The organism is Myxococcus faecalis (genome assembly GCF_050039385.1).
GTDB classification, from domain to species: Bacteria; Myxococcota; Myxococcia; order Myxococcales; family Myxococcaceae; genus Myxococcus; species Myxococcus fulvus.
This window is the reverse complement of record NZ_CP144336.1, coordinates 8,259,788-8,285,205: the sequence shown is the minus strand read 5'-3', so window position 1 is coordinate 8,285,205 and position 25,418 is coordinate 8,259,788. Positions and strand designations below refer to the sequence as shown.

The following is a 25,418-nucleotide window of genomic DNA, read 5'->3' as shown; positions in this document are numbered from 1 at the left end:
GGGCTACTGCGCCGTGGGGGCAAGCGAGGAGGCGGGCACCTTCAGGCCCGCGGACCGCGCCAGCCCCATGACGCCCTCCACCGCGGCGGCGATGTAGCCAAAGGGGTTCGCCCCATCCACCGCCGTGACGTGGACCTCGCCCATCTTCTGCTGGAACGCGGCCGCCACCTGGGGGAGCTGCTGCGCCAGCGTCATCTGGATGACCTCCGGGCTGATGGTGTTCTCGATGTCCCGCAGGGCCCGGGCCCGCGACAGCTCCAGCTCCTGCCGCGCGTTCTCCCGCCGCACCTCCAGCTCCGCGATGGCCACCTCCGCCTCCGCGATGCCGCGCCGCGACTGCACCACCTGCAGCTGCGCCTTGAGCTTCTCCACCTCCTGGAGCTGCTCGGCCAGCTGCCCCTCGTGCCGGGCCGCCGCCTGCTCCTGCTCCCGACGCAGCCGCTCCAGCTCCATCTGCGCCAGCGCGTTCTGCTGCTCCTGCTCACGGCGCAGCCGCTCCAGCTCGATGGTCGCCTTGGCGCTCTCGGTCTCCTGCTCGCGCTGCAGCCGCACCAGCTCGAAGCGCGCCTGGGCGGCCTCGGCCTCCTGCAACAGCTTCTGCTTCTCCAGCTCCAGCTTCGCGCGGCCCACGTCCGCGTCCTGCTCGCGCTTGAGCTTCTCCAGGGCGATGCGCGCGCGGGCCCCCTCCAGCTCCTGCTCGCGCGACAGCTTCTCCATCTCCACCTGCGCGCGGCTCGTCGCCAGCTGCCGCTCGGAGACGATCTTCGCCTCGGCCAGCCGCGCCTCGGCGGTGAGCGCCTCCAGCTTGGCCTGCTCGTCGGCCACCTGCTTCTTCTGACGCACGTCCTGCTCGGCGGCGAGCTTGGTGAGCGCCACCTCGCGCTCCACCGTGGCCTGCTCCTGCTTGAGCGTGCGCTCCTGGGCGAGCTTCGCCTCGGCCACGCGCGCCTCGACGGCCAGCGTCTCCAGCCGCGACTGCTCGTCCGCGGTCTGCCGGCGCTGGCGCACCTCGTCCTCGGCCTCGAGCTTCTGGAGGCTCAGCTGCCGCTCGGCCTCCGTCTCCTCGCGGTGGACGAAGCGCTCCTTGGCCAGCTCCGCCTCGCGGGCCTGGCGCTCCTGCTCGCGGCGGAAGCGCGCCTGCATGTTCTCGAAGACGGTGGACGACAGGACGCGCACGTCCTGGATCTCAATCGTGTCCAGCAGCACGCCCCAGCCCGCGTCCGTCGAGTCCGCCAGGCGCCCCTGCCCCGACAGCACCGGCGCGATCTCGCGCATCAGCTCCGCGGCGATGCCCTCCTTGCGCCGGGACAGGCACTCCTCCACGGAGAGGTTCGCCACCAGCCTGCGCGCGGCGCCCACGAACATCTCGCGCAAGAGCTCCGCAAGCTTCTCCTGCGCCCGCTCCGGAAAGGAGAAGTTCAGCATGCGGAAGGCCACCAGCGGATCCGCGATGCGGTACACCGCCAGGCCCGTCACCTGCACGCCCACCTTCTCGCTCGTCACCTGGTCCGCGGTGAACTGCAGCCGCTGGATGCTGGTGGGGACGATCGCCACCGAGTCGCCCGGCAGCTTGAAGCAGCTGGCCCCCTGACCGCTGATGTCGCGCACGCGGCCGCGGCGCATGTGGACCAGGAACTCGCTCGGCCGGGCGGTGATGAGGCCCCAGCGCTTCATCTTCTCCGGGTCCTCCGCGGGCTTCCCCGCACGCCAGCCGTCCGAGTAACGGTTCTTATCCATCCCCCCACCGCCCCCCTCCATCCGGACGAGCTGTGCACGGCCCTGCTCTGTCGACTCCGACGACTCCTTCACCCGCTTCGCGTTCGCGCTCATGCCTGCCTCCTGGCGACGCGCCCCGGTTGCAGCCCCCCGGCCAGCCCCACGCCCCTCGGGAAATCAGCCGCTTGCGCGCGATGAGGCCCCCGCCTCGCCCCATTCCGGACCACCCCGCGCCAGGACGGCCCACCCGGGTGATCCACCCCGGCGCGGCCGTTCCAACGCCGACAGCCCCTCCTTCCGGCCAGTCCCAGCGGGTCTCCCGTACGCCTTATGTTCGCTTGACCCGAGGGCACCCGATTTTATAATTGACCAGTCCGGTCCACATTCATGTGTGACGGTGTATGCCCGCCGCAGCGCGCCCCCTGGGTGGCGCCGGGGTGCGGGGGCAGTCGCAAGCCCCTTCAGGAAGGTGTGGGACGCAATGGTGAAGCTGCCGATCTACATGGACAACCACGCCACCACGCCACTGGACCCGCGCGTGCTGGACGTGATGCTCCCCTATCTGCGCGAGGACTTCGGCAACGCGTCCAGCCGCAACCACGTGTTCGGCTGGAAGGCCGAGGCGGCGGTGAAGAAGGCCCGGCAGCAGGTGGCGGAGCTCATCGGCGCGACGGAGCAGGAGATCGTCTTCACCTCCGGCGCCACCGAGTCCGACAACCTGGCCATCAAGGGGGTCATCGAGTACTACAAGTCGAAGGGTGACCACATCATCACCCTGAAGACCGAGCACAAGGCCATCCTGGACACCTGCAAGCGCCTGGAGCGCGTGCGCCAGGAGCGCCTGGACGAGCTCAAGCTCTTGCGCCTGTCGCAGCTCGCCGAGCGCGACGTGTCGCCCGAGGAGGTGGCGGAGCTCTCCGCGAAGCATGATTTGGAGAACGACGCGACGTACAAGAAGTGGGCGGACCTGCCCACCGGCGGCGCGCGCGTGACGTACCTGGACGTGGAGCAGGACGGCCGGGTCAACCTGGAGAAGCTCGAGGAGGCGATGACGCCTCGCACGGTGCTGGTCTCCATCATGTTCGCCAACAACGAGATTGGCGTGGTGCAGCCCATCGCGGAGATTGGCGCGCTGTGCCGCAAGAAGGGCATCCTCTTCCACTGCGACGCGGTGCAGGGCATCGGCAAGGTGCCCTTCGATGTCGAGGCCATGAAGGTGGACCTGGCCTCCATCACCTCGCACAAGATGTACGGCCCCAAGGGCATCGGCGCGCTGTACGTGCGCCGCAAGCCGCGCGTGCGCATCGCCCCCATCATCGACGGCGGCGGCCATGAGCGCGGCATGCGCTCGGGCACGCTCAACGTGTCGGCCATCGTCGGCTTCGGCCACGCGGCGCAGCTGGCGCGCGAGGAGCTGGCCGAGGAGTCCGCGCGGATCCTCCGGCTGCGCGAGAAGCTGCGCAAGGGCCTCACGGACGCGCTGGACATGACCATCATCAACGGCTCGCTGGAGCACCGCCTGCCGGGCAACCTCAACATCTCCTTCGCCCACGCCGAGGGCGAGTCCCTGATGATGGGCATCAAGGACGTGGCGGTGTCGTCCGGCTCCGCGTGCACGTCCGCCTCGCTGGAGCCCTCGTATGTGCTGCGCGCGCTGGGCGTGGATGAGGAGCTGGCGCACAGCTCCATCCGCTTCGGCCTGGGGCGCTTCACCACGGAGGAGGAGGTCGACTACGTCGTCCAGCTCGTCGTGGACAAGGTGCGCAAGCTGCGCGACATGAGCCCGCTGTACGAGATGGCCAAGGAAGGCATCGACCTCAAGAGCATCGAGTGGACGGCGCATTAGCGCGCCTTCCCGAGCAATCAGCGGGGCGCATGGCTCCCCGGACGGTGGGCATTGCTCGCCGGAACCTTTGGTGCGAAGCATCGGTTGAAGGAGTTGGCATGGCTTACAGCGACAAGGTCATCGACCACTACGAGAACCCCCGCAACGTCGGGACGATGGACAAGGAAGACCCGAACGTGGGCACGGGTCTGGTCGGCGCGCCCGCGTGCGGCGACGTGATGCGCCTGCAGCTGAAGATCTCGGACGACGGCCTCATCGAGGACGCGCGGTTCAAGACCTTCGGCTGTGGCTCCGCCATCGCGTCCTCGTCGCTCGTCACCGAGTGGGTGAAGGGCAAGACGGTGGACCAGGCGATGACCATCTCCAACAAGGACGTGGCCCGGGAGCTGGCGCTGCCGCCGGTGAAGATCCACTGCTCGGTCCTCGCCGAGGACGCCATCAAGGCGGCCATCGAGGACTTCAAGAAGAAGCGCGCCGCGCGCAAGGCCCAGGCATCTTGAGTCCTGGGAGCACGGTGCTCTCCACATGACTCCAGGAGGTGAACCCATGAGCGAACAGGCGACCCAGCAGATGACGCCCGGCCCGGTGGCCAACGCGGCGCCCGTGGCCAAGGCCGCCCCCAAGGGCATCGTCGTGGCGGACAGCGCCGTGGCGCGGCTCAAGGAGCTCCTGGAGCAGCGCCAGACGCCCGAGGCCGGCCTGCGGCTGGCCGTGAAGGGCGGCGGGTGCTCGGGCCTCCAGTACTCCATGGAGTGGTCCGAGAAGGCCCGCGAGCGCGACAAGATCTTCGAGAAGGACGGCGTGCGCGTCTTCGTGGACCCGAAGAGCTACCTGTACCTCATCGGCACGGAGCTGGTCTTCGAGCAGACGCTCATGGCCTCCGGCTTCAAGCTCAACAACCCCAACATCAAGGCCGCGTGCGGCTGCGGAGAGAGCTTCTCCGTCTGACGTGGGGACAGCCCTCGTCCCTCGCCTCGCGCGGGGGACCTCCAGTCACGCGGGGTCCGGCCAGCCGCCGGGCCCCTTTCGTTTATCCGCCCCCTGCCCCCATGGAGCACACCGAGTGAGGACCCACTTCGACGTCTTCGGGCTGCCGCGCGCCTATGACGTGGACGTGCCGGCGCTGGAGAAGCAGTACCGCGAGCTGTCGCTCCAGCTGCATCCGGACCGCGTGGCCCAGGCCGACGCGCGCGAGCGCCTCAAGGCCCTGGAGGGCACCACCGCCCTCAACGAGGCCTTCAAGGCGCTCAAGGACCCGGTGCGCCGCGCCTTCTACCTGCTCAAGCTCCACGGCGTGGACCTGGACCGAGAGGACGCGGGCGCGCAGAAGGACATGCCCCTGGAGTTCCTCGAGGAGGTCATGGAGCTGCGCGAGGCGCTCGACACCGCCATGGAGAAGAAGGACCTGGCGCGGGTGCAGGCCATGGGCACCCAGGTGGAGGGGCGGCGCAAGGCGGCGCTCGACGAGGCGGCCGGTGCCCTGCGCGCCCTGGAGGGCGAGGGTGACTCACAGTCTCCGGTGAGAAAGGCGTCGCATGCCCTGGGTCGGGTGCGCTACTTCACGCGCTTTCTCGAGCAGGTGGAAGCGTTCGAGGAGGAGAGTCTGTCGTGAGCAAGAACGGCTACCTGCAGATCCATGATCCGCTCAAGCCCAAGGGCCAGGCGGTGGGCATCGACCTGGGCACCACCCACTCGCTGGTGGCGGCGGTGACGCAGGGCAAGCCCCGCTGCGTCCCGGTGGACGAGGGGGACTCGCTGCTGCTCCCCTCGGTGGTGCACTACGGCCAGGACGGCGGCGTGGTGGTGGGCGTCCGGGCGCGCGCGCTCGCGGCCTCACACCCCACGGACACCATCGCGTCGGTGAAGCGCTTCATGGGCCGAGGCCCCGAGGACGCCGAGACGCGCAAGCTGGGCCACTACAAGTTCGTCCCCGGCGCCAAGGTGGTCCGCTTCGACGTGTCGGGCGGCAACCCGGTGACGCCCATCGAGGTCTCCGGCGAAATCCTGCGTGCGCTGAAGCGCCGCGCCGAGGCGCAGTTCTCCAGCAAGGTGGAGCAGGCCGTCATCACCGTGCCGGCATACTTCGACGACGCCCAGCGCCAGGCCACCAAGGACGCGGGGAGGCTCGCGGGCCTGGAGGTGCTGCGCCTGCTCAACGAGCCCACCGCCGCCGCGCTCGCGTACGGCCTGGACAAGGGCAGCCAGGGCACCTTCGCCGTCTACGACCTGGGCGGCGGCACCTTCGACATCTCCATCCTCAAGCTGGTGGACGGCGTCTTCGAGGTGAAGTCCACCGGCGGCGACTCGGCCCTGGGCGGCGACGACTTCGACCGGGCGATTGCCACGAAGGTGTTCGAGGCGCTCGGAATCACCGAGCCCTCCCCTGCCCTGGTCGCCGAGGCGCTCGCGTCCTCGCGCAAGGCCAAGGAGGCCCTCACCGACGCTGCCGAGGCCACCGTCACGGTGGATGGCCGGACGCACGCGGTGAAGCGCGCGGACTTCGACGCCTGGATCCAGCCGCTGGTGGCGAAGACGGGCATCGTGTGCCGCCGGGCCCTGAAGGACGCGGGCGTGGCGGCGGGCGAGCTGGACGGTGTCATCCTGGTGGGCGGCTCCACGCGTGTGCCGGCGGTGCGCCGCTTCGTGGCGGAGATGTTCGGCCGCGAGCCGCTGGGCGACATCGACCCGGACCAGGTGGTGGCGCTGGGCGCCGCGGTGCAGGCGGACCTGCTCACCAACGCGGACCGGCAGGACGAGGTGCTGCTCTTGGACGTGATTCCGCTGTCGCTCGGGCTCGAGACGATGGGCGGCATCACCGAGAAGCTCATCCAGCGCAACTCCACCATCCCCACCGCGGCGGCGCAGGTGTTCACCACGTTCAAGGACGCGCAGACGGGCCTGGACGTGCACGTGGTGCAGGGCGAGCGGGAGCTGGTGGAGGACAACCGCAGCCTCGCGCGCTTCACGCTCTCCGGCATCCCCCCGCTCGCCGCCGGCATGGCGCGCGTGGAGGTGCGCTTCCAGGTGGACGCCGACGGCATCCTCTCCGTCTCCGCGAAGGAGCAGAGCACCGGCGCCACCCAGTCCATCACCGTCAAGCCCAGCCACGGCCTCACCGAGGATGAAATCGAGCGGATGCTGCTCGACTCCATCGAGTACGCCGAGGACGACATCCAGGCCCGGCAGCTGCGCGAGCAGCGGGTGGACGCCGAGCGCGTGCTGGCCGAGGCGGACCGTCAGCTGGGCGAGCACGCCTCGCTGCTCCAGGACGGCGAGAAGGCCACCATCGACGCGGCCATCGCCCGCGTGCGAGAGGTGGCCCAGGGCAACGACTACCTGAAGCTCAAGGAGGCCGTGCACGCCCTGGACGAGACGTCCCGGCCCTTCATCGAGCGGGTGATGAACAAGGCCATCACCCAGGTTGTCGCTGGCCACTCGGTGGAGGAGTACTGACGTGCCCAAGGTCACCTTCAAGAGCCCGCTGGCCGAGGTCAGCGTGGACGTCCCCCCCGGGACCATCCTCCTGGACGCCGCCGAACAGTCGGGGGCCCAGGTGGGCCACAGCTGTGGCGGGGTCTGCGGCTGCTCCACCTGTCACATCTGGGTCCGCAAGGGCCTGGACTCGCTCAGCGAGCAATCGGACGCGGAGGCGGACCGGTTGGACATGGGGTTCGACGTGCGTCCGTACTCCCGGTTGAGCTGCCAGACGGAGGTCAGCCAGGAGGACGTGGTGGTCGAAATCACCGAGGAATCCCTCACGGCCTTCATGGACGAGAACCCGGTCATCCGCCGGGCCCTGGAGGCCGAGGGGAAATGGCCGCTGAAGAAGTGAGGTTGTTACGTAGTTCTTGACGAGCCGGGGCAGGACACCTATATGTCCGCCCCATCGCAGCGACGCCACGGCGCCGAGGCGGTGAAGCCACCTGCCCAGGTGGTGGAATTGGTAGACACACTAGATTCAGGGTCTAGCGCCTGCAAGGGCATGGAGGTTCGAGTCCTCTCCTGGGCACAAAGTCGATAAGGGGTCCCGGTTTCAAACCGGGGCCCCTTTTCGCTTTTCAGGGGTCCGCGCTTCGCGCCCGGCTCACTGTGGCGCCGGCTCCACCGCTTCATGCGCCACGTGCTGCGCGGCCTCGCGCGCCAGGCTGCCGCCCTTCCTCAGGTCGCGGATTCGAATCTTCCGGATGTAGACGGAGACGGCGCCCACGCCGGCCTGGCTGAACACCGTGCCCAGGTGGGTGAGCGTGGCGAACGCGGCCGCGTCCTCGGGGGTGGCGCCCAGGCTGCGGGCCGCCCAGCTGGTGACGAAGTAGTAGATGCCCATGCCCGCGGGCACGCCCGGCAGCGCCTGCCCCAGGGAGATGGCGCCCAGCACCACCGCGCCCGCGAAGAGACCCCCGGAGATGCCGATGCCGTGGAGCGCCAGCCCGTAGGCCAGCGCCGACGCGAGCACCGGGCCCACCGAGTAGAAGAGCACCTTGCCCATGCCGATGAAGGAGCGCGCGGAGCCCAGCCCGTCGCTGACGTGGTGGAGGAAGCCCTCCAGCCGCGGGAAGCGGTGGCGCCGGTGCATCGCGTTCGCCAGCGGGAGCGACCAGTGGGCCAGCAGCACCACGAGCGCGACGAGCCCCACGCACAGGGACACCGCCACCTTCAGCTGCCCCTGGAAGCGCGTGAGGGTGGAGCCGAAGGGCCCCAGCAGCGACAGCGTCACCAGCATCATCAGCGCGGCGAACTCCATCAGCTTGCCGACGGCGACGGTGCCCAGGCAGCGCAGGAACGGGATGCGCTCGGTGCGCGACAGCAGGAACGAGCGGAGGATGTCGCCCAGCTTCCCCGGCAGCGCGTTGTGGACGAAGGCGCCGATGGCCACCAGGTGGTAGCGCTCGCGGAAGGGCACGCGCTTGCGCAGGGTGCTCTGCCACTGCACCGCGCGCAGCGGGATGATGGAGCCCTGCAGCATGACGAAGGGGACCAGCCACACCAGGTGACCGGGCAAATCCCGCAGGAAGTCATCCAGCGGGAAGCGCGGCTGGAGCAGCGGGCCGGGGCCCTTCGGGTTCCAGTGGAAGAAGGCCGTGGAGAGCAGGACGACGGACAGCACCAGCCCCACCATGCCGAGCAGCACCTTGGGCAGGCTGAGGCCCCGCGCGGACGGCCTGGGCCACGCCCCCTTCGCGCGACGCGTTGGGGTCTTCATTGCACCCACCTCAAGCGAGGCGCTTGGCGCACGTAGACCTCCGCGAGCCGGTCATGCAGTTGGGCGCAGTGCCCCAGTCCGGACAGGTCCACCGGCGCGTGCGCGGGCCAGCACACCAGGCTGTTGGCCTCCGTGCGAGTCAGGCCCCCGTGCGAGCCGAACTCCCACGCGAAGCCCACCGTGCCGCCCCGACGCACCGCCTCTCCGAAGACGACCAGGTCTCCCGCCGTCGTCATCGCCGGCAGCCCTCGCAGGAAGTCCGCCACCGCGCGGCGGCTGAACTCGGGCGACAGCGGCGCGCGCTCCACCTCGTCCGGGCCGTACACGCCGCCGCGAATCACCGCCACCGCGGAGTGACCTCGTCTCAGCGCGATGATGCCGATGTCCTCGCTGCGCGTGGCGCGCGCCAGCACCTCCGGATGTCGCGCGAGCAGCGCGCGAGCCTCCAGCGGCTCTCGCGCACCGGAGAGATAGACGTGCGCGAAGTTGCCGCACTCGACGATGACGGGCTCGAAGGGCGCGCTCGGCACCGAGTCCTGAAGCGGACGTCCGTCGCGCAGTCCGCGCACCACGTCCTCGGACAGCTCGCCAGGCGCACCCTCGAGGAGCAGCGACTCCAGCCGTCGCCCCTGGCGCTGCTCCAACGGCACGGCGTCCACGTGGCCGTGGTCCGACAGGATGATGACGTCGTAGGGGCGCTCCACCGATTGGGACATCGCGTAGAGGTCCTCCAGGTACGCGTCCACGCGGTGCAGCTCGGACAGCGCCAGCGTTGAGCGAGGCCCCCGGCGGTGCGCCACCTCGTCGTAGTTTCCGAACACCAGGTAGATGGCGGGCACGCCGCGCACCATGTCCACCAGCGCCTTGGTGTACGCGAAGCTCCAACCCAGCCGCTGCAACAACACGCGGCTGACGAGGAAGGACTGCTCGTGCCGCCAGTCGTGCAGCGCGTGGGCCCAGCGGGCCACCTCGCGCGCCGAGCGCCACGTGTCCATGCCGAACGCGCCGAGGAAGTCCCAGAGGCCGCGCGTGCGCCCCGCCGACAGGCCCATCATCTCGTACGAGAACGCGCGCGACATCTGCTTGAAGCTCGCCAGCGTGCTCATGCTGAGCGCGTTCCGGGCGCCCGCGCGGAACAGCGAGAAGTAGCCGTGGCCGCCTCCATCCAACAGGCTCTCGCGCCCCTGGCCTCGCAGGCGCTCGTCGATGACGTGTGCATCCGTGGGCGTGCTCATCCGCACCTGTCGTCCCAGCTCCCTGTCGAACCAGGAATATGCGGGCAGGTTCGAATTCCGCAGGCCGTACAGGAGCCCCGCCTGGAAGTACGGCGTGGAGGTGGGCGCGCCCCAGAAGGCGTCATCCAATTGAAACGTGCCGGAGCGGATGAGTCGTGAGACGAACGGGAGCTTGCCGGCGACAATCGCCTCGTCCAGCAGGGCCTTGGGTACGCCGTCGAGGTGGATGAGCAGCAGATTCCTGCGCCGATGCGCCGCTGCGGGCGGAACTTTCGTTCCAATCCGCCGCGCGAGCCCATGGGCCCACATCCAGGACGCCGGAGTAATCACACCACTCACGTTGACGCCTCCCCTCCCTCACCCGCCAGAATGAGCACTCGGGGGGACGGCCGCCTTCAGTCGAAGGCAGCCCTCCTGGAAAGCAGGCGGGCAGGTAGCGCCGTCCTTCTGTCGGGATGGTTCCGACTCAGAGAGACGTCACCACGGTCCCCATGCTCCTTCCCGCTGTCCTCCTCGTCGTGCTCGGCGCCGCTCCGGTGAAGTCGCCTTCCCGTCCGGCGCCCGGGCTGCCTCAAACGAAGGCGGACTCCGGCTCGGACATCATCGCCCTGCCGATGATGACGTTCAGCTCGGACCACGGCATCAGCTACGGCGCCGTCGGCGGCATCTACCTGTACGGCCCCGGCAAGACGCCGTACGCGCACGGCATCGGCGCGCAGGTGCTCTTCAGCAGCCGCGGCGTGCAGAGCCACTACGTGCGTTACGACGGGCCCCGGCTCATCGGCCCGCTGCGCCTGGAGGCCGGCCTGGAGTACAGGCGCGAGCTGAAGAGCCCCTTCTTCGGCGCGGGCAACCTCTCGGCGCCCGACTTCCGGGGCGACCTGGACAACGAGCGCTACACCTTCGACAAGGGCGCGCCGGGCGGCTGGTTCCGGCTGCGGGGGCGGCCCTTCGGTCCCACCCATCCGCTCCAGTCCTACGTGGGCTATGCGCTGCGCTACACCAGCGTGGACACGTACGACGAATCGATGCTCCACCAGCAGCGTCCGCTGGGCATCGAGGGCGGCATGACGGGGCAGCTGCTCGTGGGCGCGCTGTGGGACACGCGCGACGACGAGACGGACCCGCTGGAGGGCGGCGTGGAGGAGATCGCCCTGCGCGTCTCCGGCATGGCCACCGGCAGCCGGTACCAGTACGCGGGCATCACCTTGAGCGAGCGGCGCTACCTCAAGCTGTCGTCACGGCTGACGCTGGCGCAGCGGCTGACGTTGGACATGCTCTTCGGCGAGGTGCCGTTCTTCGAGTGGAGCAACACCGGCGGCGTCAACGTGTCGGAGGGCATCGGCGGGATGAGCAGCGTGCGCGGCATCGAGCGCAACCGCTTCTCCGGCAACGTGAAGGCCTTCAGCAACACGGAGCTGCGCTACCACGCCGCCAACCTCCAGGTGTTCGGCAAGAGCATGAAGGTGGGCGCGGTGATGTTCCTGGACCTGGGCCGCGTGTGGCACCCGGGCGTGCCCGACGGCAAGTGGCACGAGTGGCACCCGGGCATCGGCGGAGGCCTGCGCCTCATGCGCCGCGCCGCCGTGGTCCGCATGGACTACGCGCGCTCCACCGAGACGGGACGCCAGCGCGTCTACATCACCTTCGGCCACATGTTCTGACGCTTGCTCGCCATGACGCCGCGCGCTGTCTTCAACGCTGCGAGTCAAGCTCCGCGTGAGGCATGACAGAACCATGACAAAGGCATGGAGTCGTCATGGACCTTCCGACACCACCCCCGCTGTAGGTTGGCTGCAATCGCTGACCTGCAACGGGGCTTCTTCCATGCGTGTCATCTCCCCTGGCCTCCTCGTGGCGGCCGTGACGGAACTCTCCTTGTCGCGGAGCGCGAAGCTGGTCCGGCTCAAGGACGTCATCGCCTGGTGTGAGTGGAACGGCGTCGACTACGAGGGGACGGGCGGCAAGCAGCAGGCGCTGTGGGACGCGGACCGTGACGAGGCCCAGGGCCAGCACCGGCTGCTGAAGTTCAAGAGCGGTGAGTGCAAGCAGTCGCGCGCGGGCTGGGCGCTCATCGCCCACGGAGAGAAGGCGCGCGAGGCCGCCACCCAGCTGGGCTGGCGGGAGCAGCTGTGGGACGGAGAGAAGTGGGACTGGCTCGGCGGCAACGCCCCCGTGGTGGCCCGGCGCCCCAACGCCCGGCGCGCGCGCGCGAGCAACGAGCCCGCCCAGGAGCTCCTCGACGAGGGGCCGCGCCTCTCGGTCGGCTGATGCCTGAGGGGCCCACCGGGGCCCCGCTTCAGACGAGCGCGTCCACCCAGGCCCGCAGGCGCGCGTCCAGGTGCGCCTCGCCGCGGACGCCGGGCTCCGGCTCCAGCAGCAGCGTGTGGAAGCCGCGCGCCTCCAGGCCCTCACACAGCTCGGCGCGGGCCGCCACGTCCGGCGCGAAGAGGATGCAGCCATCCCCTCCGCCCGCGCCAGACAGCTTCCCGACACCACCGTAGGCCGCCGCCAGCGACAGCACGCGGCGCATGCCCTCGGTCTCCAGCGGGCCCAGCTCCAGCAGCAGCGCGTGCTGGGCCTTCACCGCCTCGGAGAACGCCCGGAAGTCCCAGCCGGCGAGCCCGTCCTCCACCGCCTGCCCCACCGCGTCCGAGCGCGCGACGAAGGCCTGACGGCCCCGCTCCTCCAGCCGCGCCTCCACCTGGCCGATGAGCACCCGCGTGGAGGCGCTCTCGCCCGTGAAGGCATACGCCATGGGCACCCGGGGCGGAGGCAGCCGCCAGACGTCGACGGACGCGGACTCCGTCATGGCCGCGCTCAGTCGGCCGTGGTTGCTCGCCTCCACCAGCGCCGCCACGTCGTAGCGCCGGTAGCGCAGCACGCCACCCGCGAAGCTCGTCGCCACGTCCCCGCCGCTGCCCTTGCCGCCCTGCCCCTGCGTGTGCGCCAGCAGCGCCAGCTTCAGCGCGTCGTAGCGCTCGTCCAGCACCCAGCGCGCGCCCTCCGACGCCAGCACCGTGGCGCAGGCGCTGCCGCCCATGCCCAGCTTCTGGCCATTGGGGCCCACCGCGGACGGAGCCACCGCGAAGTCGAAGCCCTGGCTCGCCCGGCCGTGCGCGCGCAGCGCCTCGTCCAGCGTGCGCGCCACGAAGGAGAAGCCCGCCGGCACGTCGCGCTCCCAGCGGACCCCGCGCGGCGTCATGCTCCCGGCGAGCGTCCCCTCCTCCAGGCAGACGTGCACGCGCGCGTCCTCGCGCCGCCGCACGTAGGCGTGCGTGCGGGGCGCCACCGCCACCAGCCGCGCCACCCCACCCCACAGCACCGCGTACTCGCCGGAGACGAACAGCTTGCCCGGAGCCGAGAGCGCGCGCTCCATCAGAAGAGGTGCTCCGACTTCAGCGTCGCGTCACCACCGGGCACGCAGCGAATCACGTCCAGCGCGCCGCACGCGCGGGCCAGCGCCTCCGCCGCCACCTCGTTCGCCGCGTCCGTCAGCAGCACCGGGTTGGGGCCCGCGTCCAGCGTGAACCAGACGGGCACGCCCTTCTTGCGGTGCTCACGCAGGTGGTGGATGAGCCCCACCGTGGCCGCGTTCAGGTAGCAGAGCGGCGGGTCGGCCGCGAGCGACGTGGAATGCATCCGCCAGGCGTTGCGCTCACACATCTCGCCCAGCGCCTGCAAGTCCCGACGGGCGATGTACTCGCGCGCGCGGGGCACCTCCGCCTCCGCGTCCTTCACCCAGGCCGCGTAGTAGGGGCTGGTCTCCACCGCCTGCTTCATCCCGTCGCGCGACTTCACGTCCTTCTCGCCGCGGTCCAGGATGGCCACCACCATGCGCAGCTCCGGCCAGTGCGCCGCGTCGAAGCGCTGCACCGCGAAGCTGTCGTCGCCGTCCGGGCGCTCACCGCGCTGCCACTCGCAGAAGCCGCCCTGCACGCTGCGGCACGCCGAGCCGCTGCCCAGCCGGGCCAGGATGCTCTCCGCCTTCGTGTCCCGCGGCAGGCCCGCCGCCGCGCGCCCCGCCACCGCCAGCGCCGCGAAGCCCGCCGCGCTGCTGGCCAGGCCCGCCGCCATGGGGAAGTCGCCACGCGAGACGACCTTCGCCGGGCCCAGGGACTTGTCGCCGGCCTGCGCGCGCACGGACTCCAACAGGCGCAGCACCCGCTCGCGCTCGCTGCCCTTGGCGACGTGGCCGTTGAGCTCCACCGCGTCCGTGGGGACGCCGAACTCCACCGTCGTCGTCACCGACAGCGGGGAGAGCGTCAGCGACAGGCTGGACTGGTGCGGCAGGATGAGGGCGTCGTCCCGCTTCCCCCAGTACTTCACCAGGGCGATGTTGGGATGCGCCAGGACAGTGGCTTTCATGCGGACACCTAGGTCGCTCGCGGACCCGCGAGCTGGCTGCTGAAGCAGCGCACGCCGAGCCGGGTGAGCTGGTCCACCGCGGGCTCGGGTTCGAGGAACAGACCGACCACGGCCCCGCCGTCCCCACCGGCTCCGGTGAGCTTGGCGCCCAGCGCTCCCAGGCCCCGCAGTCGATACACCATCTCTTCCAATGCCGGCGAGGACAGGCCCAGCGCCGCCAAGAGGCCCTGGTTGACGTTCATCGCGTCGCCCAGGCCCTCCAGGTCACCGGCCTCCACCGCCCGCGCGCCCTCCGACGCCAGCTTCCCCATCTGCGCGAAGAGGCGCTGGTAGCGCTCGGGCCAGCGCGCCTGCCGCTCGCGCAGCGCCCCCACGGTCTTCTTCGTGGGGCTGCGCTCACCGGCCAGCGCCACCACCACGCGCAAGGGACGCGGACTGTCCACCACCTTGCCGCGCCCCACGTCGGAGGAGCCCGGCGCGCGGCGGTACAAGAGCAGCTGCTCCTGGGCGCTGGTGGTGTGGTCCACGCCCGAGGGCGTGCCGTGGAACTCCTGCTCCATCTCCCACGCCAGGCGTCCGGCCTCCTTGGGCGTGGGCTCCCGGCCCGCGGCACAGAGCAACATGCGCGCGCAGGCGACGGACACCGCTGCGGAGCTGCCGAGCCCCGCCGACAGGGGCAGCTCCGGGTCCAACGACACCTTCACGGGAGGCTCGCCCACCAGCCTGGCCGCGCGCAGGAAGGCGCCGGTGAGCTGGGCGCGCTGGGCGCGGCTCATCGTGGCGGGAAGCGTCAGCTGACACTTCCGGGCCGGCACGCCCCGCGCCTTCACCCCCTGCGACAGCGGCCCCGCGAGCGCGGGGTGGCCGTACACCACGCTGTGCTCGCCCAGCAGGATGACCTTGCCGGCGCCGAACGTGGACAGTGGGGGCGAGGTGGCCACGGGCGCGCTAGACGGTGGTACCGGTGGTGGCGGCCTTGGCGTCCTCGGCGGACAGGCTGGCGAGAATCTCCCGGGCCTTCTCCACCTTCACGTGGCCCGCCTTCACCAACAGGTCCGCCAGCTTCTCCACCCAGTCGCCGCGCGCGCCGGCCGTCACCGCCACGCACCTGGCATGCAGCGCCATGTGGCCCTTCTGGATGCCGATGCTGCCCAGCGCCCGGAGCGCCGCGAAGTTCTGCGCCAGGCCCACCGCCGCGAACACCATGGACAGCTCGCGCACGCCCGAGGCGCGCAAGAGCTTGAGCGCCATCTGCACGCCGGGGTGCACCTTGATGGGGCCGCCCACCATGCCCAGCGCCATGGGCAGCTCGATGCGGCCCACCAGGTGCCCCTCCTCCAGGTACCAGGTGGACAGCGGACGGTACTGGCCGTTGCGACAGGCGAAGGCGTGCGCGCCGGCTTCGATGGCGCGCCAGTCCTGGCCCGTGGCGATGGCCACCGCGTCGATGCCGTTCATCACGCCCTTGTTGTGCGTGGCCGCGCGGTACGGGTCCGCCTCCGCGAAGCGGCTGGCCTGGGCGATGCCCTCGGCGATGATCTCCCCCGGCATCTCGAAGTCCGCCAGCGCCGCCAGCGGGATGCGGCACGTGGCGCGCGCCAGCCGCCGGTCCGCCAGGTTGGAGAGGATGCGCAGGTACACCTTGCCGCCGGTGATCTGCTCGACGAGCGGCGCCACGCCCTCCGCCACGGTGTTGATGAGGTTGGCCCCCATCGCCTCCTGCGTGTCGATGAGGATGTGCACCACGAGCAGCGGCTCGCCCCTGGGGCCCTCGGGCGCCGGGAGGATGCGCACCTCCACGTCCCGGGCGCCGCCGCCGCGCGCCACCATGGCCGGGTGGAAGCTGTTGGCCAGCGCCAGCAGCTGCTCCTTGTGCGCCAGAATCTTCTCGGCGGCCTCCGTCGGGTCGCCGAAGCGCGTCACCTGGATCTGGCCGATCATCATCGACTCGTCCGCCTCGGCGCTGAAGCCACCGTTCTCGCGGACGATCTTCGAGGCGAAGGACACGGCCGCCACGACGGACGGCTCCTCCACCGCCATGGGCACCAGGTAGTCGCGCCCGTTCACCTGGAGGTTGAGCCCCAGGCCCAGCGGCAGGGAGAAGGTCCCCACCGCGTTCTCGATCATCTGATTGGCCAGCACCGGCTGGAGCGCCTCGGTCCCACGGAGCTGCTCCAGGTCCCCGGGCGACAGCCGGAACATGCGGGCGAGCGTCGCGAGGCGCTCGTCCATCGGCAGCTTGTGGAACCCGGATAGCCGGGACGTCACCGTCTCAGACATGATGAGTCTTCCCTCTTCCTGCGTTGGCGGTCCCCACTACAGCGCCGCCATCCAATCCTTCAATACACCGGTCACCACCCGCGGCCGCCGCCTCAGCTCAGCGCAGCTTCTGCTTCCGGTGAGCACGAGCGCCTGACGAAGCCCCGTCAGGATGACCTCCAGCGCCTGCTCGGCCGCCGCCACCCCGCCCGTCTGATGCGCCCGGAACAACGGCAGGGCCATGCCCGCCACGTCCGCCCCCAGCGCCAGCACCTTCGCCACCTCCAACCCCGTGCGGATGCCTCCGCTCCCCACCAGCCGCACGTCCGGGCCCACGGCCCCGCGGACGGTGGCCACCGCCGCCGCCGTGGGGATGCCCCACGCGCTGAATTCCGCGCCCACCTGGGCTTGTACGCCCGTGGCCCGAAGTTGTTCCACCCGGACCCACGACGTGCCTCCCAGCCCGGACACGTCGATGTTGCGCACACCCAACTCCACCAGGCGCCGCGCCACCTCCGGGCCGATGCCGCACCCGGTCTCCTTGACCAGCAGCCGCTCGCCCAGGGCGTTCACCAGCGACTCCACCACCGCGTAGCCGCCGCGGAAGTCCCGGTCGCCCTCGGGCTGGGTCAGTTCCTGCCCGGCGTTGAGGTGCAGCGCGATTCCGTCCGCGCCGATGCCGTCCATCAGCCGCCGCACGCCGTCCACGCCCAGCCGCACCGCCTGGTACAGGCCGATGTTGCCCAGGAGCGCCACCGTGGGCGCCACCTGCCGCACCTGAAACGAGGCCGCCCGCGTCGCGTCCTCCGACATGGCGCGCTGGCTCCCCACGCCGAAGGCCAGGCCGTGGCGCTCGGCCACCAGGGCCAGGTCGCGATTGACCACCCCCGCGCGCTCGGTGCCGCCGGTCATGCCCGTGACGAGCAGCGGGTGGCGCAGCCGCTTGCCCAGGAACAGCGTGGACAGGTCCACGTCCTCCACGGACATCTCCGGCATGGCGCAGTGGACCAGGTGGACCAGGTCCAGCAGGGTGCTGTTCTGACCGGGCTCCACGTCACCCGTCGCACACAGGTCGAGGTGAGCGTCCTTGCGCCGCGCTGTGATGTCCTCGACCATTTGGTGTGGGTCCGTCCCGGGTGCCCGACAAGGCGGAGGTGTGCGGAAGGCCCGAGTTACCTAGCAAGCGCCGGGGGAGGGGTGCAAGCCAAAGGGCCGAGCGGTCCAAGAGGGCATGCCAATGGACGAAATCCACTGCGGGACAGTATGAGGCCCGCATGAGCGCCCCCGCGTCGCCCAAGGTGGTCGTCTTCCTTCACAGTGGAGACTACGACCGCGTGCACCAGGGCCTGTCCATCGCGGCGGCGGCGACGGCGGCGGGACGGCGCGCGGAGATCTACCTCTTCTGGTGGGCGCTCGAGCGCTTCCTGAAGGACGCGCTGGACGAGCCGGACTTCGCGGGCCGCGAGGACGTGGCGGACCGCTTCGAGTCCCGGGGCATGCCCACGCTGCGCGCGCTGCTGGAGCACCTGACGGATTCAGGGCTGTGCACGCTCGCGGGCTGCACCGGCTCGCTCGGGGCGCTGGGCGGCGAGGCGCTCACCGGCGACAGCCGCATCCCGCTCTGGCTGGGCTGGAGCGCCATCCTCCAGCGCACCGCCGGGGTGACGGACCGCTTCTACCTCTAGGCCCACGCCGCCCCGGGAGTCACGGCCCGGGGCGGGGCCCGAGCGGGCCTCAGTGGGTGAGCTTGAAGCCCAGGATGACGGTGCGCGGCGCGTTGGGGCGCGCGCCGTACGGCCGGCGGGAGGCGATCTCCACCGTGTCGAGGATGTTGCGCGCGCTCAGGTAGAGCTGCCCCCAGCGCGAGAAGTTCCAGTTCGCGTTGACGTCGAACGTCAGCAGCGAGTCCGTCAGCTCCCCGGGAGGGGCCTCGCCCTGCCCCGCCTTCTCTCGCATCGTGTCGATGTAGAGGGCGCTCACGGCCACGCCGCCCAGCCGGCCCTCGACGCCGACGGACGCGGAGAGCTGGTGCCGGGGGACGTACGGCAGCTCGTCGCCGGCCTTCACGTTGCCGAACTGCGGGTCGGCGGACTGGAAGTCCTCGAGCAGCTCCGTGCGCGTGAAGGTGTACGACGCGGTGACGGGGAACGTCAGGCCGCCGCCGGGACGGAAGACCTTCTCCGCGAAGACCTCCAGGCCGTAGATGTGGGCGCGGCCCGCGTCCGTCTGGCGGTCCAGGTCGTCGTCCACGCAGCCGCTGGAGAAGGTGCAGATGGCGGTGAGGTTCGAGTAGTCGTTGAAGAAGCCCAGCACCTCGAGGCGCTCGCCGCGGCGGGTCCACCGCGCGCCCGTCTCGTAGTTGATGCTCCGCTCCGCGCCCACCGAGTCCGGCTGGCCGGGCGCCGGCGGTGAGAAGCCCCGGTACGCGCCGGCGAAGAGGCCCAGGTTCGGCGTCAGCGCGCCGAACGCGCCCATGCCGGGCATCAGCACCTCGAGCGCTCCGTTCGTGTCCTCGCCGGTGAGCCGGTCGTACGAGCGGGAGCGGATGACCTCCAGGCGCACGCCGGGCGTGAGCACGAGCGGGCCCCAGGCGATGGCGTCCGTCACGTGGAGCGCGAGCGCGTGCGTGGCGTCCTTGTTGTTCGCGGTGGTGGACGTGGCGGTGTGGGTGGCGACCAGCTCGCCGCCGGCCATGCGGAACGCGTCCTCGGTGTGCAGCCGGTCGATGCTGTCGAAGTGGAAGCGGGCGCCGAACTCCAGGTTGTGGCTCAGCGGACCCGTGGTGGTGGTCCACCGCGCGACGCTCTGGACCCCCTGGGACACGAAGGTCCGGTCATTGGGGCCGATGAAGAGCAGCTCCTGCGAGGACGAGCTGTCGAGCTGACCGGTGAGCACGCCGTAGTAGATGGAGTTGCGCGCGCTGGTCGGGTCCGCGAGCACGGTGGCGATGGCGGCGCCGCCCAGGCGGTTGATCTTCCGCCAGGCGCGCGTGAGGTCGTGGCGGTAGGCCGTCGTGGTGATGGCCAGCGAGCCCGCCTCCAGCACGTGGCTGACGGCCACCTGCGTGCGGTGCCACTCCATGCGGTCCAGCGCGCTGGAGGCATAGCGGCGCAGCGGGTTGGCGCGGAAGTCCTCGTCGGACAGGCCCAGGTAGGTCTCGTTGGAGACCTCGTCGGAGTAGCCCAGCTTGAGGTTCAGGCTCTGGCGCACCTCGCCGTCGGGCACCAGCCAGTAGCGGCCCTTGGCCATCCACTCGTTGCGGCGAAAGCCCGTGGTGCCGCCGCCGTCCAGCTCCTTGAAGCCGTTGCTGCGCAGGTGCAGTCCCTCCAGGAGGAAGCCCGCGCGCTCGGTGCTCGCGCCGAAGACGCCGTGCGCCTTGCCGTACAGGTAGCCGCCGCCGGCGATGTCCAGCCACGCGGACTCCGAGGCGGGGATGTCGCGGGTGATGAACTCCACGGAGCCCGCCACCGTCTGCGGCCCCTGCTGGATGGCCGAGGGGCCCTTGAGCACGCGCACCGACTGCATGCGCGTGACGAGCGGGAAGAAGTAGGCCGCGGGCGCGCTGTAGGGCGCCGGGCCGAAGAGCACGCCGTCCTCCAGCAGCGTCACCTTCTTGCTGCGGTCCGGGTTGACGCCGCGCAGGCCCACGTTCGGCCGCAGCCCGAAGCCGTCCTCGCCGCGCGCGTAGACGCCGGGCACCGTCATCAGGACCATGCTCGGGTCATCGCGCTTGAAGCGCTCCAGCTGGGACGGCTTGAGCACATGCACCGAGCCGCTGGTGCGCGTCTCCGACGTCCCCACCACCACGCTCTCGAACTTGCGCTGCCCGGGCTCGGGCGTCGGGTCCGGAGGCGCGGGGGGCACCTCGCCCGAGGCCTGCGTCGGGGCGTCCCCCGGAAGCCCGGGCGCGGGGTCGGACAGCGGCGCTCCCGCAGCCTCGCCGGAGGCGTCACCCGCCGCCGCGGGCGGGGCTCCGGCCGGGGTCGCGTCTGGAGCGACGGCGCCCTGCTCAGCGGCGGTGCGCGTCGCGGCTTCAGCCGGCGCGGCGGCGCCCTGCTCGGCCGACTGCGTCGTGGCTTCAGCCGGCGCGGCGGAGCCCTGCTCGGAGGAGGGCTGGACCGGTGCCGCCCCTGTCGAGGGGGACACCTGCCCGGTGGCGGCCGGCGCCCTGTCGGGGGGCGCAGCAACGGAAGCGTCCGTCGGAGCGGGGGCACCCTCCGCGCCCGACGCCTGTTGCGCGTGCCCGGCCGCGGGAGCCGCGACGATTCCCACCAGGAGCACCGGGGCCGCCCAGCCTCGTGCCCGCCTCAACCTGTCCTTGAGCCATGCCATCTGCGAAGTACGCCTCTATCCCGGTGCTGTGGTGGCACTGTGTCAGACGCCAGGAGCCGGGGCGAGCGGGTCCGGACATGGACCCACCTCCCCGGCTCCGGCACTGACCACTCCTACGTGACTACTTCTCGACCGTGGCCGCCACGACGATCTTGCCGTCGGACTGGACCACGATGCCGCGCACCGCCTCCTCCGTCTTGCCGACGGAGAAGTTGTGCTTCACGACGCCGCCCGTGCCGAACGACGTGTCCAGCACGCCGGCCGTCGTGTAGCGCGCCACCGCCAGGCGGTTGTCGCCGCCCTCGGTGACGAAGCCCGCCGCGTAGATGCGGTTGGTCGAGTCGAAGGCCACCGACCAGAACCGGTCGTTCTCCGTCTCGGAGATGGGCGCGGCGATCGCGATGTCCGCGCCCGGATTCGCGCCCACCGGGAGGATGACGAGCACCGCGTCGTCATCGTTGTCGCCGCCCGCGCGGTAGCCCGCCGCGGCCACCCAGTTGCCGTCCTGCGACTTCGCCACGCCGAAGAACGCCTGCTCCGGGCGCTCGAAGTCGTACAGCTTGTAGCCGTCCGTGCCGAGCTGCGTGGTGGGCACGCCGTTCTTGTCGGTGATGTGGATGAGGCCCTGGATCTTCTGCGCCGCCGGCGTCGCGCTGCCCACCGTCACCACGCGGTCGTCGTTGAGGACCACCAGGTTGCGGCCGCGGTCGTTGTCGCCCACCAGGTCCAGCAGCACGACGCCGCCGGTGCCGAACGTCAGGTCGCGCTCGCCATTCGGCTTGTACTTGAAGTTCACCATGTCCACCGTGCCGGTGGACGCGCTGCGGCCGTAGCCCGTGGTGACGTAGCTGCCGTCGGACAGCTGGCCCGCCGTGTACGCCTCGGCCATGCCCCACTCGGGGTTCACGTCACTCACCCGACCGAACGGCGCGTCGTTGACCACGCCCTTCCAGCCGAAGCTGTTGTCCGGCTTGCCCGCGTCATCCAGGCGCAGCAGGACGATGCGGTTGGCCGCCTGGGTGCCCGCGCCCGTCGGCTGGCTGGTGTAGCCCGAGGCGAGGATCTTCCCGTCCGCCTGCACGATGCCGTTGCGCGCGCCGTCGCTCAGGTTGGAGATGTTCAGCGTGTGCACGCCGTTGGTCGCGAACGTGGTGTCCAGCGTCCCGTTCGCCCCGAAGCGCACCACCACGCGGTCCGCGTCCACCCGGTCACCGTCACCGCGGCGAGCCCCGAAGACCACCAGCCGGTCCGTGGCATCCGCCGCCACGCCCCACACGGAGTCGCGCGCGCCGCCCGGCACCACCGTGGTCAGGTCCAGCCGCGTCGTGCCGCTCGCGCCGAACGTCGTGTCCACCGTGCCGTCCGCGTTGAAGCGCATCAGGCCGATGTCGCTGTCGAGCAGCGCCGTGCCGGGGCCCGCGTCGGGCGTGCCAGAGTCAGGCGTGCCAGAGTCGGGCGTGCCGGAATCCGGGGTCTGCTGCTGGGGCTGCTTCTCGTCGTCGTCACCGCACGCGCTGCTGAAAACGGCCAACGCCGCCGTGAGGAATGCTACGCCGACGAACTTTCGCTGCTCACTGCTTCGCTTCATGGTGGCCCCGCTCCCGGGTGATGGTAATAAGCAGTAACCTGCTAACGATAATCGTTCTCAAAATCGAATGCGGCTCCTAGCCCAGGGCTTCACTGGGTGTCAAGGCAAGAGCCGCGAACCCGACCGAGACAAGCGAGAATCCATGTCTTTCCCCTCCGTTTCCTCCCCTCGCGCGCGGAGCACTCGCGCGCTGCTTCTCATCACCGCCCTGGCGACGCTCGGGGGCTGCAAGGAGTCCGAGCGCGGCAAGGACGACGCGGGGCCCGGCGGTCCGGGTGGTCCGGACACGTCTCGGGGGGCGCTCCTGAAGGCCACGGGCGTGTGCGTGGAGCGCACGGCGCGCGAGTTCCACACGACGAGCACCGCGCTGTCGCAGGCGGTGTCCGCGTGGGCGGCCCAGCCGGACGCGGCGAGCCTGGCGCAGGCGAAGGCGGCGTACCACGCGGCCATGGATGCGTGGCAGGTGGCGGAGGTGATGCAGGTGGGCCCGGCGGCGCCTCGCAGCGCGGCGGGTGGGGCGGAGCTTCGCGACAACATCTACTCGTGGCCGCTGGTGAGCCGGTGCGCCATCGAGGAGCAGCTCGTCTCCAAGGGCTATGAGGCCCCGGGCTTCCCGACGTCGCTGGTGAGCCGGCGCGGGCTGTACGCGCTGGAGTATCTGATGTTCTACGCGGGCGAGGACACCGTGTGCCAGGGCACCTCGCCCATCGTCGCGCAGGGGACGTGGGCGGCGCTGTCCACGGAGGAGCGGGCCTCGCGCAAGCGCGCGTACGCCGCCGTGGTGGCGCGCGAGGTGGACGTGAAGGCCACGCAGTTGGTGAAGGCGTGGGCGCCGGACCAGGACAACTTCGCCAACACGCTGGCCACGGCGGGCTCCGGCAACGCGGTGTTCCCCACGAGCCAGGCGGCGCTCAACTCCATCAGCGACGCGATGTTCTACTTCGAGCGCGAGGGCAAGGACCTGAAGCTGGCGCGGCCCTTGGGCATGCGCGAGTGCTCCACGGACACGTGCCCGGAGCACCTCGAGTCCCAGTTCGCGCACCGCTCGAAGGCGAACCTGCGCGCCAACGTGAAGGGCTTCCGGCTGCTCGCGGAGGGCTGCGAGGAGGGCTACCAGGGCACGGGCTTCGACGACGTGCTGAAGGCCGCGGGCGCGGAGGCGCTGGCGCAGAAGCTGGTCGAGCGCGTGGTGGCCGCGGAGGCCGCGCTCTCCGCCATCGAGGAGGACGACCTGCACCAGGCCCTGGCGCAGGACAAGGCGTCGGTGCGCGCGCTGCATGACGCCTTCAAGGGCGTCACGGACGTGCTGAAGACGGAGCTCGTCACGGTGCTGGACCTGGAGCTGCCGCAGTCCGTCGAAGGGGACAATGACTGAGCAGGCTCGGGGGGCCGCGCGGCTCTGGAGCTGGCTGTTGGCGCCGCGGGACATCGCGGCGCTGGTGGCGTTCCGCGTGGCGCTTGGCGCGCTCATCACCGTCTCGTCGGTGCGCTTCCTGGCCTACGGCTGGGTGGACGTGCTCTTCACGGGGCCGCGCTACCACTTCACCTATTGGGGCTTCGGCTGGGTGCGGGCGTTGCCCGCGCCGTGGATGCAGGCGCTGTTCGCGGGGCTGGCGGTGCTCGGGGTGCTGCTGTCGGCGGGGCTGTTCTACCGGGCCACGACGGTGCTGTTGTTCGTCGCGTTCTCGTACGTGCAGCTCGTCGACGTCAGCAACTACCTCAACCACTACTACCTGGTGAGCCTGTTGCTGGGGCTGCTCGTCTTCGTGCCCGCGCACCGCGCCTTCTCGCTCGATGCGTGGCGCAGGCCCGTGCTGAGGAGCGACACGCTGCCGGCGTGGTGCACGTACCTGCTGCGCTTCCAGGTCACCGTCGTCTACGTGTTCGCGGGGCTGGCGAAGCTCACGTCCGACTGGCTCGTGCACGCGCAGCCGCTCAACATCTGGCTGTCCGCGCGGACGAGCCTCCCGCTCGTGGGGCCGTTCCTGGATGAGCGCTGGGTGGCGTACACGGCGGCGTGGGCCGGCTTCCTGTTCGACACGACCATCGTCGCCTTCCTTCTGTCGCGCAGGCTGCGGCCCTTCGCGTACGTGGTGGTGGTGGGCTTCCACGCGGCGACGTCGGTGCTGTTCCCCATCGGGATGTTCCCCTTCATCATGGTGACGGCGGCGCTCGTCTTCTTCGACGCGTCGTGGCCTCGTCGCATCGCGGCGCGGGTGCGCGCGTGGCGGCGAGGGACGGTGGCTCCAGTGTCCGTGCCCGCCCTTCCCGTCCCTGTTCAGCCCGTGACGCGGCTCGCGTGGGCGGGGCTCGCGGTGGCCGTGGTGTACGGCGTGCTCCAGGTCGCGATGCCGCTGCGCACGCACCTGTATGGCGGCAACGTGCTGTGGCACGAGCAGGGCATGCGCTTCTCCTGGCGGGTGATGGCGCGGGAGAAGAACGGCAGCGCGACGTTCGTGGTGACCTCGCCCTCCACGGGGCGTGAGTGGCACGTGCCGCCCAGCGACTACCTCACGCGGCTGCAGGAGCGCGAGATGTCCGTGCAGCCGGACCTCATCCTCCAGCTCGCGCGGCACATCGCTCGCGACTTCGAGGCGAGGGGGTTGGGGCCCGTCGAGGTGCGCGCCGACGTGCGCGTGTCGTTGAACGGGCGCGCGGCGCAGCTGCTCGTGGACCCGGACGTGGACCTGGCGCACGTGGAGGATGGACTCGCCGCGAAGCCGTGGATTCTCCCGGCGCCCGAGACGCCTCCCGTGAAGCTGCGCCCCACGTGGCGCGCTCAGGTGCATTGAGTCACACGCGACGATGGCCGCGGCACCGCGGGACACGTCTCGCGCGTGCCGCGGGTCAGTCGGCCTCTGCATCAGGTCGTGC

General features: G+C 70.9%; 21 protein-coding genes and 1 tRNA gene. 12 read left to right on the top strand and 10 right to left on the bottom strand.

Annotation, left to right across the window (positions count from 1 at the left end; translation table 11 throughout):
* Window positions 1–3 precede the first annotated feature (3 nt).
* Window positions 4–1,830, bottom strand: a complete 1,827-nt coding sequence (locus VZQ01_RS33440; protein ID WP_223745615.1) for an SPFH domain-containing protein — start codon at window positions 1,828–1,830, stop codon at window positions 4–6.
* A 370-nt stretch (window positions 1,831–2,200) separates the two neighbouring features.
* Between VZQ01_RS33440 and VZQ01_RS33435 the strand changes: the two genes are divergently transcribed.
* The 7 genes from VZQ01_RS33435 to VZQ01_RS33405 all read left to right on the top strand — a co-directional run bounded on the left by VZQ01_RS33435 (window position 2,201) and on the right by VZQ01_RS33405 (window position 7,571).
* Window positions 2,201–3,562 carry an IscS subfamily cysteine desulfurase gene (locus tag VZQ01_RS33435; protein WP_223745867.1) on the top strand — a complete coding sequence of 454 codons (1,362 nt, stop codon included), beginning with the start codon at window positions 2,201–2,203 and terminating at the stop codon, window positions 3,560–3,562.
* Window positions 3,563–3,660: 98 nt separating this feature from the next.
* Window positions 3,661–4,062 (top strand): Fe-S cluster assembly scaffold IscU, encoded by a 402-nt coding sequence (iscU, locus tag VZQ01_RS33430; protein WP_015351027.1) that lies wholly within the window; start codon window positions 3,661–3,663, stop codon window positions 4,060–4,062.
* A 46-nt stretch (window positions 4,063–4,108) separates the two neighbouring features.
* The gene (locus tag VZQ01_RS33425) at window positions 4,109–4,510 is read left to right on the top strand and encodes a HesB/IscA family protein (RefSeq protein WP_141325174.1); all 402 of its coding nucleotides are present in this window, start codon (window positions 4,109–4,111) and stop codon (window positions 4,508–4,510) included.
* Window positions 4,511–4,625: 115 nt separating this feature from the next.
* A complete protein-coding gene (hscB, locus tag VZQ01_RS33420; RefSeq protein WP_223745614.1) occupies window positions 4,626–5,174 on the top strand; it encodes a Fe-S protein assembly co-chaperone HscB in 549 nt (182 codons plus the stop codon).
* Window positions 5,171–7,015 carry a Fe-S protein assembly chaperone HscA gene (gene hscA / locus VZQ01_RS33415; RefSeq protein ID WP_426745661.1) on the top strand — a complete coding sequence of 615 codons (1,845 nt, stop codon included), beginning with the start codon at window positions 5,171–5,173 and terminating at the stop codon, window positions 7,013–7,015. The genes hscB and hscA overlap by 4 nt, the downstream gene beginning before the upstream one ends.
* Window position 7,016: 1 nt before the next feature.
* Complete coding sequence (locus tag VZQ01_RS33410) at window positions 7,017–7,394, top strand: 2Fe-2S iron-sulfur cluster-binding protein (protein ID WP_046715064.1); 378 nt, start codon at window positions 7,017–7,019, stop codon at window positions 7,392–7,394.
* A gap of 93 nt (window positions 7,395–7,487) precedes the next feature.
* Window positions 7,488–7,571, top strand: a tRNA-Leu gene (locus VZQ01_RS33405).
* A 75-nt stretch (window positions 7,572–7,646) separates the two neighbouring features.
* Here the strand turns inward: VZQ01_RS33405 and VZQ01_RS33400 are convergent.
* The gene (locus tag VZQ01_RS33400) at window positions 7,647–8,678 is read right to left on the bottom strand and encodes a lysylphosphatidylglycerol synthase transmembrane domain-containing protein (RefSeq protein WP_426749010.1); all 1,032 of its coding nucleotides are present in this window, start codon (window positions 8,676–8,678) and stop codon (window positions 7,647–7,649) included.
* An 80-nt stretch (window positions 8,679–8,758) separates the two neighbouring features.
* Window positions 8,759–10,306: an alkaline phosphatase family protein gene (locus VZQ01_RS33395; protein WP_426749009.1), complete on the bottom strand. Its 1,548-nt coding sequence runs from the start codon at window positions 10,304–10,306 to the stop codon at window positions 8,759–8,761.
* 182 nt (window positions 10,307–10,488) lie between these two features.
* Between VZQ01_RS33395 and omp85 the strand changes: the two genes are divergently transcribed.
* Both omp85 and VZQ01_RS33385 read left to right on the top strand, forming a co-directional pair.
* The gene (omp85, locus tag VZQ01_RS33390; protein WP_223745611.1) at window positions 10,489–11,661 is read left to right on the top strand and encodes an Omp85 family outer membrane protein; all 1,173 of its coding nucleotides are present in this window, start codon (window positions 10,489–10,491) and stop codon (window positions 11,659–11,661) included.
* 199 nt (window positions 11,662–11,860) lie between these two features.
* The gene (locus VZQ01_RS33385) at window positions 11,861–12,268 is read left to right on the top strand and encodes a hypothetical protein (RefSeq protein ID WP_223784051.1); all 408 of its coding nucleotides are present in this window, start codon (window positions 11,861–11,863) and stop codon (window positions 12,266–12,268) included.
* 28 nt (window positions 12,269–12,296) lie between these two features.
* Here the strand turns inward: VZQ01_RS33385 and VZQ01_RS33380 are convergent, their stop codons facing one another.
* Genes VZQ01_RS33380 through fni form a run of 5 tightly spaced genes read right to left on the bottom strand, consistent with a single transcriptional unit; the run spans window position 12,297 to window position 17,740 of the window.
* The gene (locus tag VZQ01_RS33380; protein WP_426745659.1) at window positions 12,297–13,376 is read right to left on the bottom strand and encodes a mevalonate kinase family protein; all 1,080 of its coding nucleotides are present in this window, start codon (window positions 13,374–13,376) and stop codon (window positions 12,297–12,299) included.
* Window positions 13,376–14,365, bottom strand: a complete 990-nt coding sequence (mvaD, locus tag VZQ01_RS33375) for a diphosphomevalonate decarboxylase (RefSeq protein ID WP_141325180.1) — start codon at window positions 14,363–14,365, stop codon at window positions 13,376–13,378. Before mvaD ends, VZQ01_RS33380 begins: the two co-directional genes overlap by 1 nt.
* Before the next feature lie 8 nt (window positions 14,366–14,373).
* Complete coding sequence (gene mvk, locus VZQ01_RS33370; RefSeq protein WP_141325181.1) at window positions 14,374–15,306, bottom strand: mevalonate kinase; 933 nt, start codon at window positions 15,304–15,306, stop codon at window positions 14,374–14,376.
* Between the two features lie 7 nt (window positions 15,307–15,313).
* Window positions 15,314–16,645, bottom strand: a complete 1,332-nt coding sequence (locus tag VZQ01_RS33365; protein ID WP_223745608.1) for a hydroxymethylglutaryl-CoA reductase, degradative — start codon at window positions 16,643–16,645, stop codon at window positions 15,314–15,316.
* Window positions 16,646–16,681: 36 nt separating this feature from the next.
* Window positions 16,682–17,740 (bottom strand): type 2 isopentenyl-diphosphate Delta-isomerase, encoded by a 1,059-nt coding sequence (gene fni, locus VZQ01_RS33360; RefSeq protein WP_267700198.1) that lies wholly within the window; start codon window positions 17,738–17,740, stop codon window positions 16,682–16,684.
* A gap of 158 nt (window positions 17,741–17,898) precedes the next feature.
* Here fni and VZQ01_RS33355 point away from each other — a divergent pair, with 158 nt between their 5' ends.
* Window positions 17,899–18,309 carry a hypothetical protein gene (locus VZQ01_RS33355; RefSeq protein ID WP_223745606.1) on the top strand — a complete coding sequence of 137 codons (411 nt, stop codon included), beginning with the start codon at window positions 17,899–17,901 and terminating at the stop codon, window positions 18,307–18,309.
* A gap of 49 nt (window positions 18,310–18,358) precedes the next feature.
* Here VZQ01_RS33355 and VZQ01_RS33350 read toward each other — a convergent pair whose 3' ends face one another.
* A complete protein-coding gene (locus VZQ01_RS33350; protein WP_426745658.1) occupies window positions 18,359–20,956 on the bottom strand; it encodes a TonB-dependent receptor family protein in 2,598 nt (865 codons plus the stop codon).
* 121 nt (window positions 20,957–21,077) lie between these two features.
* Window positions 21,078–22,487, bottom strand: coding sequence for an NHL repeat-containing protein (locus VZQ01_RS33345; RefSeq protein WP_426745657.1), 1,410 nt, complete (start codon window positions 22,485–22,487; stop codon window positions 21,078–21,080).
* 199 nt (window positions 22,488–22,686) lie between these two features.
* Between VZQ01_RS33345 and VZQ01_RS33340 the strand changes: the two genes are divergently transcribed.
* Window positions 22,687–23,919, top strand: coding sequence for an imelysin family protein (locus VZQ01_RS33340; RefSeq protein WP_426745656.1), 1,233 nt, complete (start codon window positions 22,687–22,689; stop codon window positions 23,917–23,919).
* A complete protein-coding gene (locus VZQ01_RS33335; RefSeq protein ID WP_426745655.1) occupies window positions 23,912–25,336 on the top strand; it encodes an HTTM domain-containing protein in 1,425 nt (474 codons plus the stop codon). The genes VZQ01_RS33340 and VZQ01_RS33335 overlap by 8 nt, the downstream gene beginning before the upstream one ends.
* Window positions 25,337–25,418 lie beyond the last annotated feature (82 nt).

Excerpts from the sequence above, each read along its gene's own strand:
- VZQ01_RS33340 (WP_426745656.1), top strand. The coding sequence starts at position 22,687 with ATGTCTTTCCCCTCCGTTTCCTCCCCTCGCGCGCGGAGCACTCGCGCG.
- iscU (WP_015351027.1), top strand. The coding sequence starts at position 3,661 with ATGGCTTACAGCGACAAGGTCATCGACCACTACGAGAACCCCCGCAAC.
- VZQ01_RS33365 (WP_223745608.1), bottom strand. The coding sequence starts at position 16,645 with ATGTCTGAGACGGTGACGTCCCGGCTATCCGGGTTCCACAAGCTGCCG.
- VZQ01_RS33440 (WP_223745615.1), bottom strand. The coding sequence starts at position 1,830 with ATGAGCGCGAACGCGAAGCGGGTGAAGGAGTCGTCGGAGTCGACAGAG.
- VZQ01_RS33380 (WP_426745659.1), bottom strand. The coding sequence starts at position 13,376 with ATGGAGCGCGCGCTCTCGGCTCCGGGCAAGCTGTTCGTCTCCGGCGAG.
- VZQ01_RS33425 (WP_141325174.1), top strand. The coding sequence starts at position 4,109 with ATGAGCGAACAGGCGACCCAGCAGATGACGCCCGGCCCGGTGGCCAAC.
- VZQ01_RS33335 (WP_426745655.1), top strand. The coding sequence starts at position 23,912 with ATGACTGAGCAGGCTCGGGGGGCCGCGCGGCTCTGGAGCTGGCTGTTG.
- VZQ01_RS33350 (WP_426745658.1), bottom strand. The coding sequence starts at position 20,956 with ATGGCATGGCTCAAGGACAGGTTGAGGCGGGCACGAGGCTGGGCGGCC.
- fni (WP_267700198.1), bottom strand. The coding sequence starts at position 17,740 with ATGGTCGAGGACATCACAGCGCGGCGCAAGGACGCTCACCTCGACCTG.
- mvaD (WP_141325180.1), bottom strand. The coding sequence starts at position 14,365 with ATGAAAGCCACTGTCCTGGCGCATCCCAACATCGCCCTGGTGAAGTAC.
- VZQ01_RS33395 (WP_426749009.1), bottom strand. The coding sequence starts at position 10,306 with ATGTGGGCCCATGGGCTCGCGCGGCGGATTGGAACGAAAGTTCCGCCC.
- VZQ01_RS33355 (WP_223745606.1), top strand. The coding sequence starts at position 17,899 with ATGAGCGCCCCCGCGTCGCCCAAGGTGGTCGTCTTCCTTCACAGTGGA.
- VZQ01_RS33400 (WP_426749010.1), bottom strand. The coding sequence starts at position 8,678 with ATGGTGGGGCTGGTGCTGTCCGTCGTCCTGCTCTCCACGGCCTTCTTC.
- omp85 (WP_223745611.1), top strand. The coding sequence starts at position 10,489 with ATGCTCCTTCCCGCTGTCCTCCTCGTCGTGCTCGGCGCCGCTCCGGTG.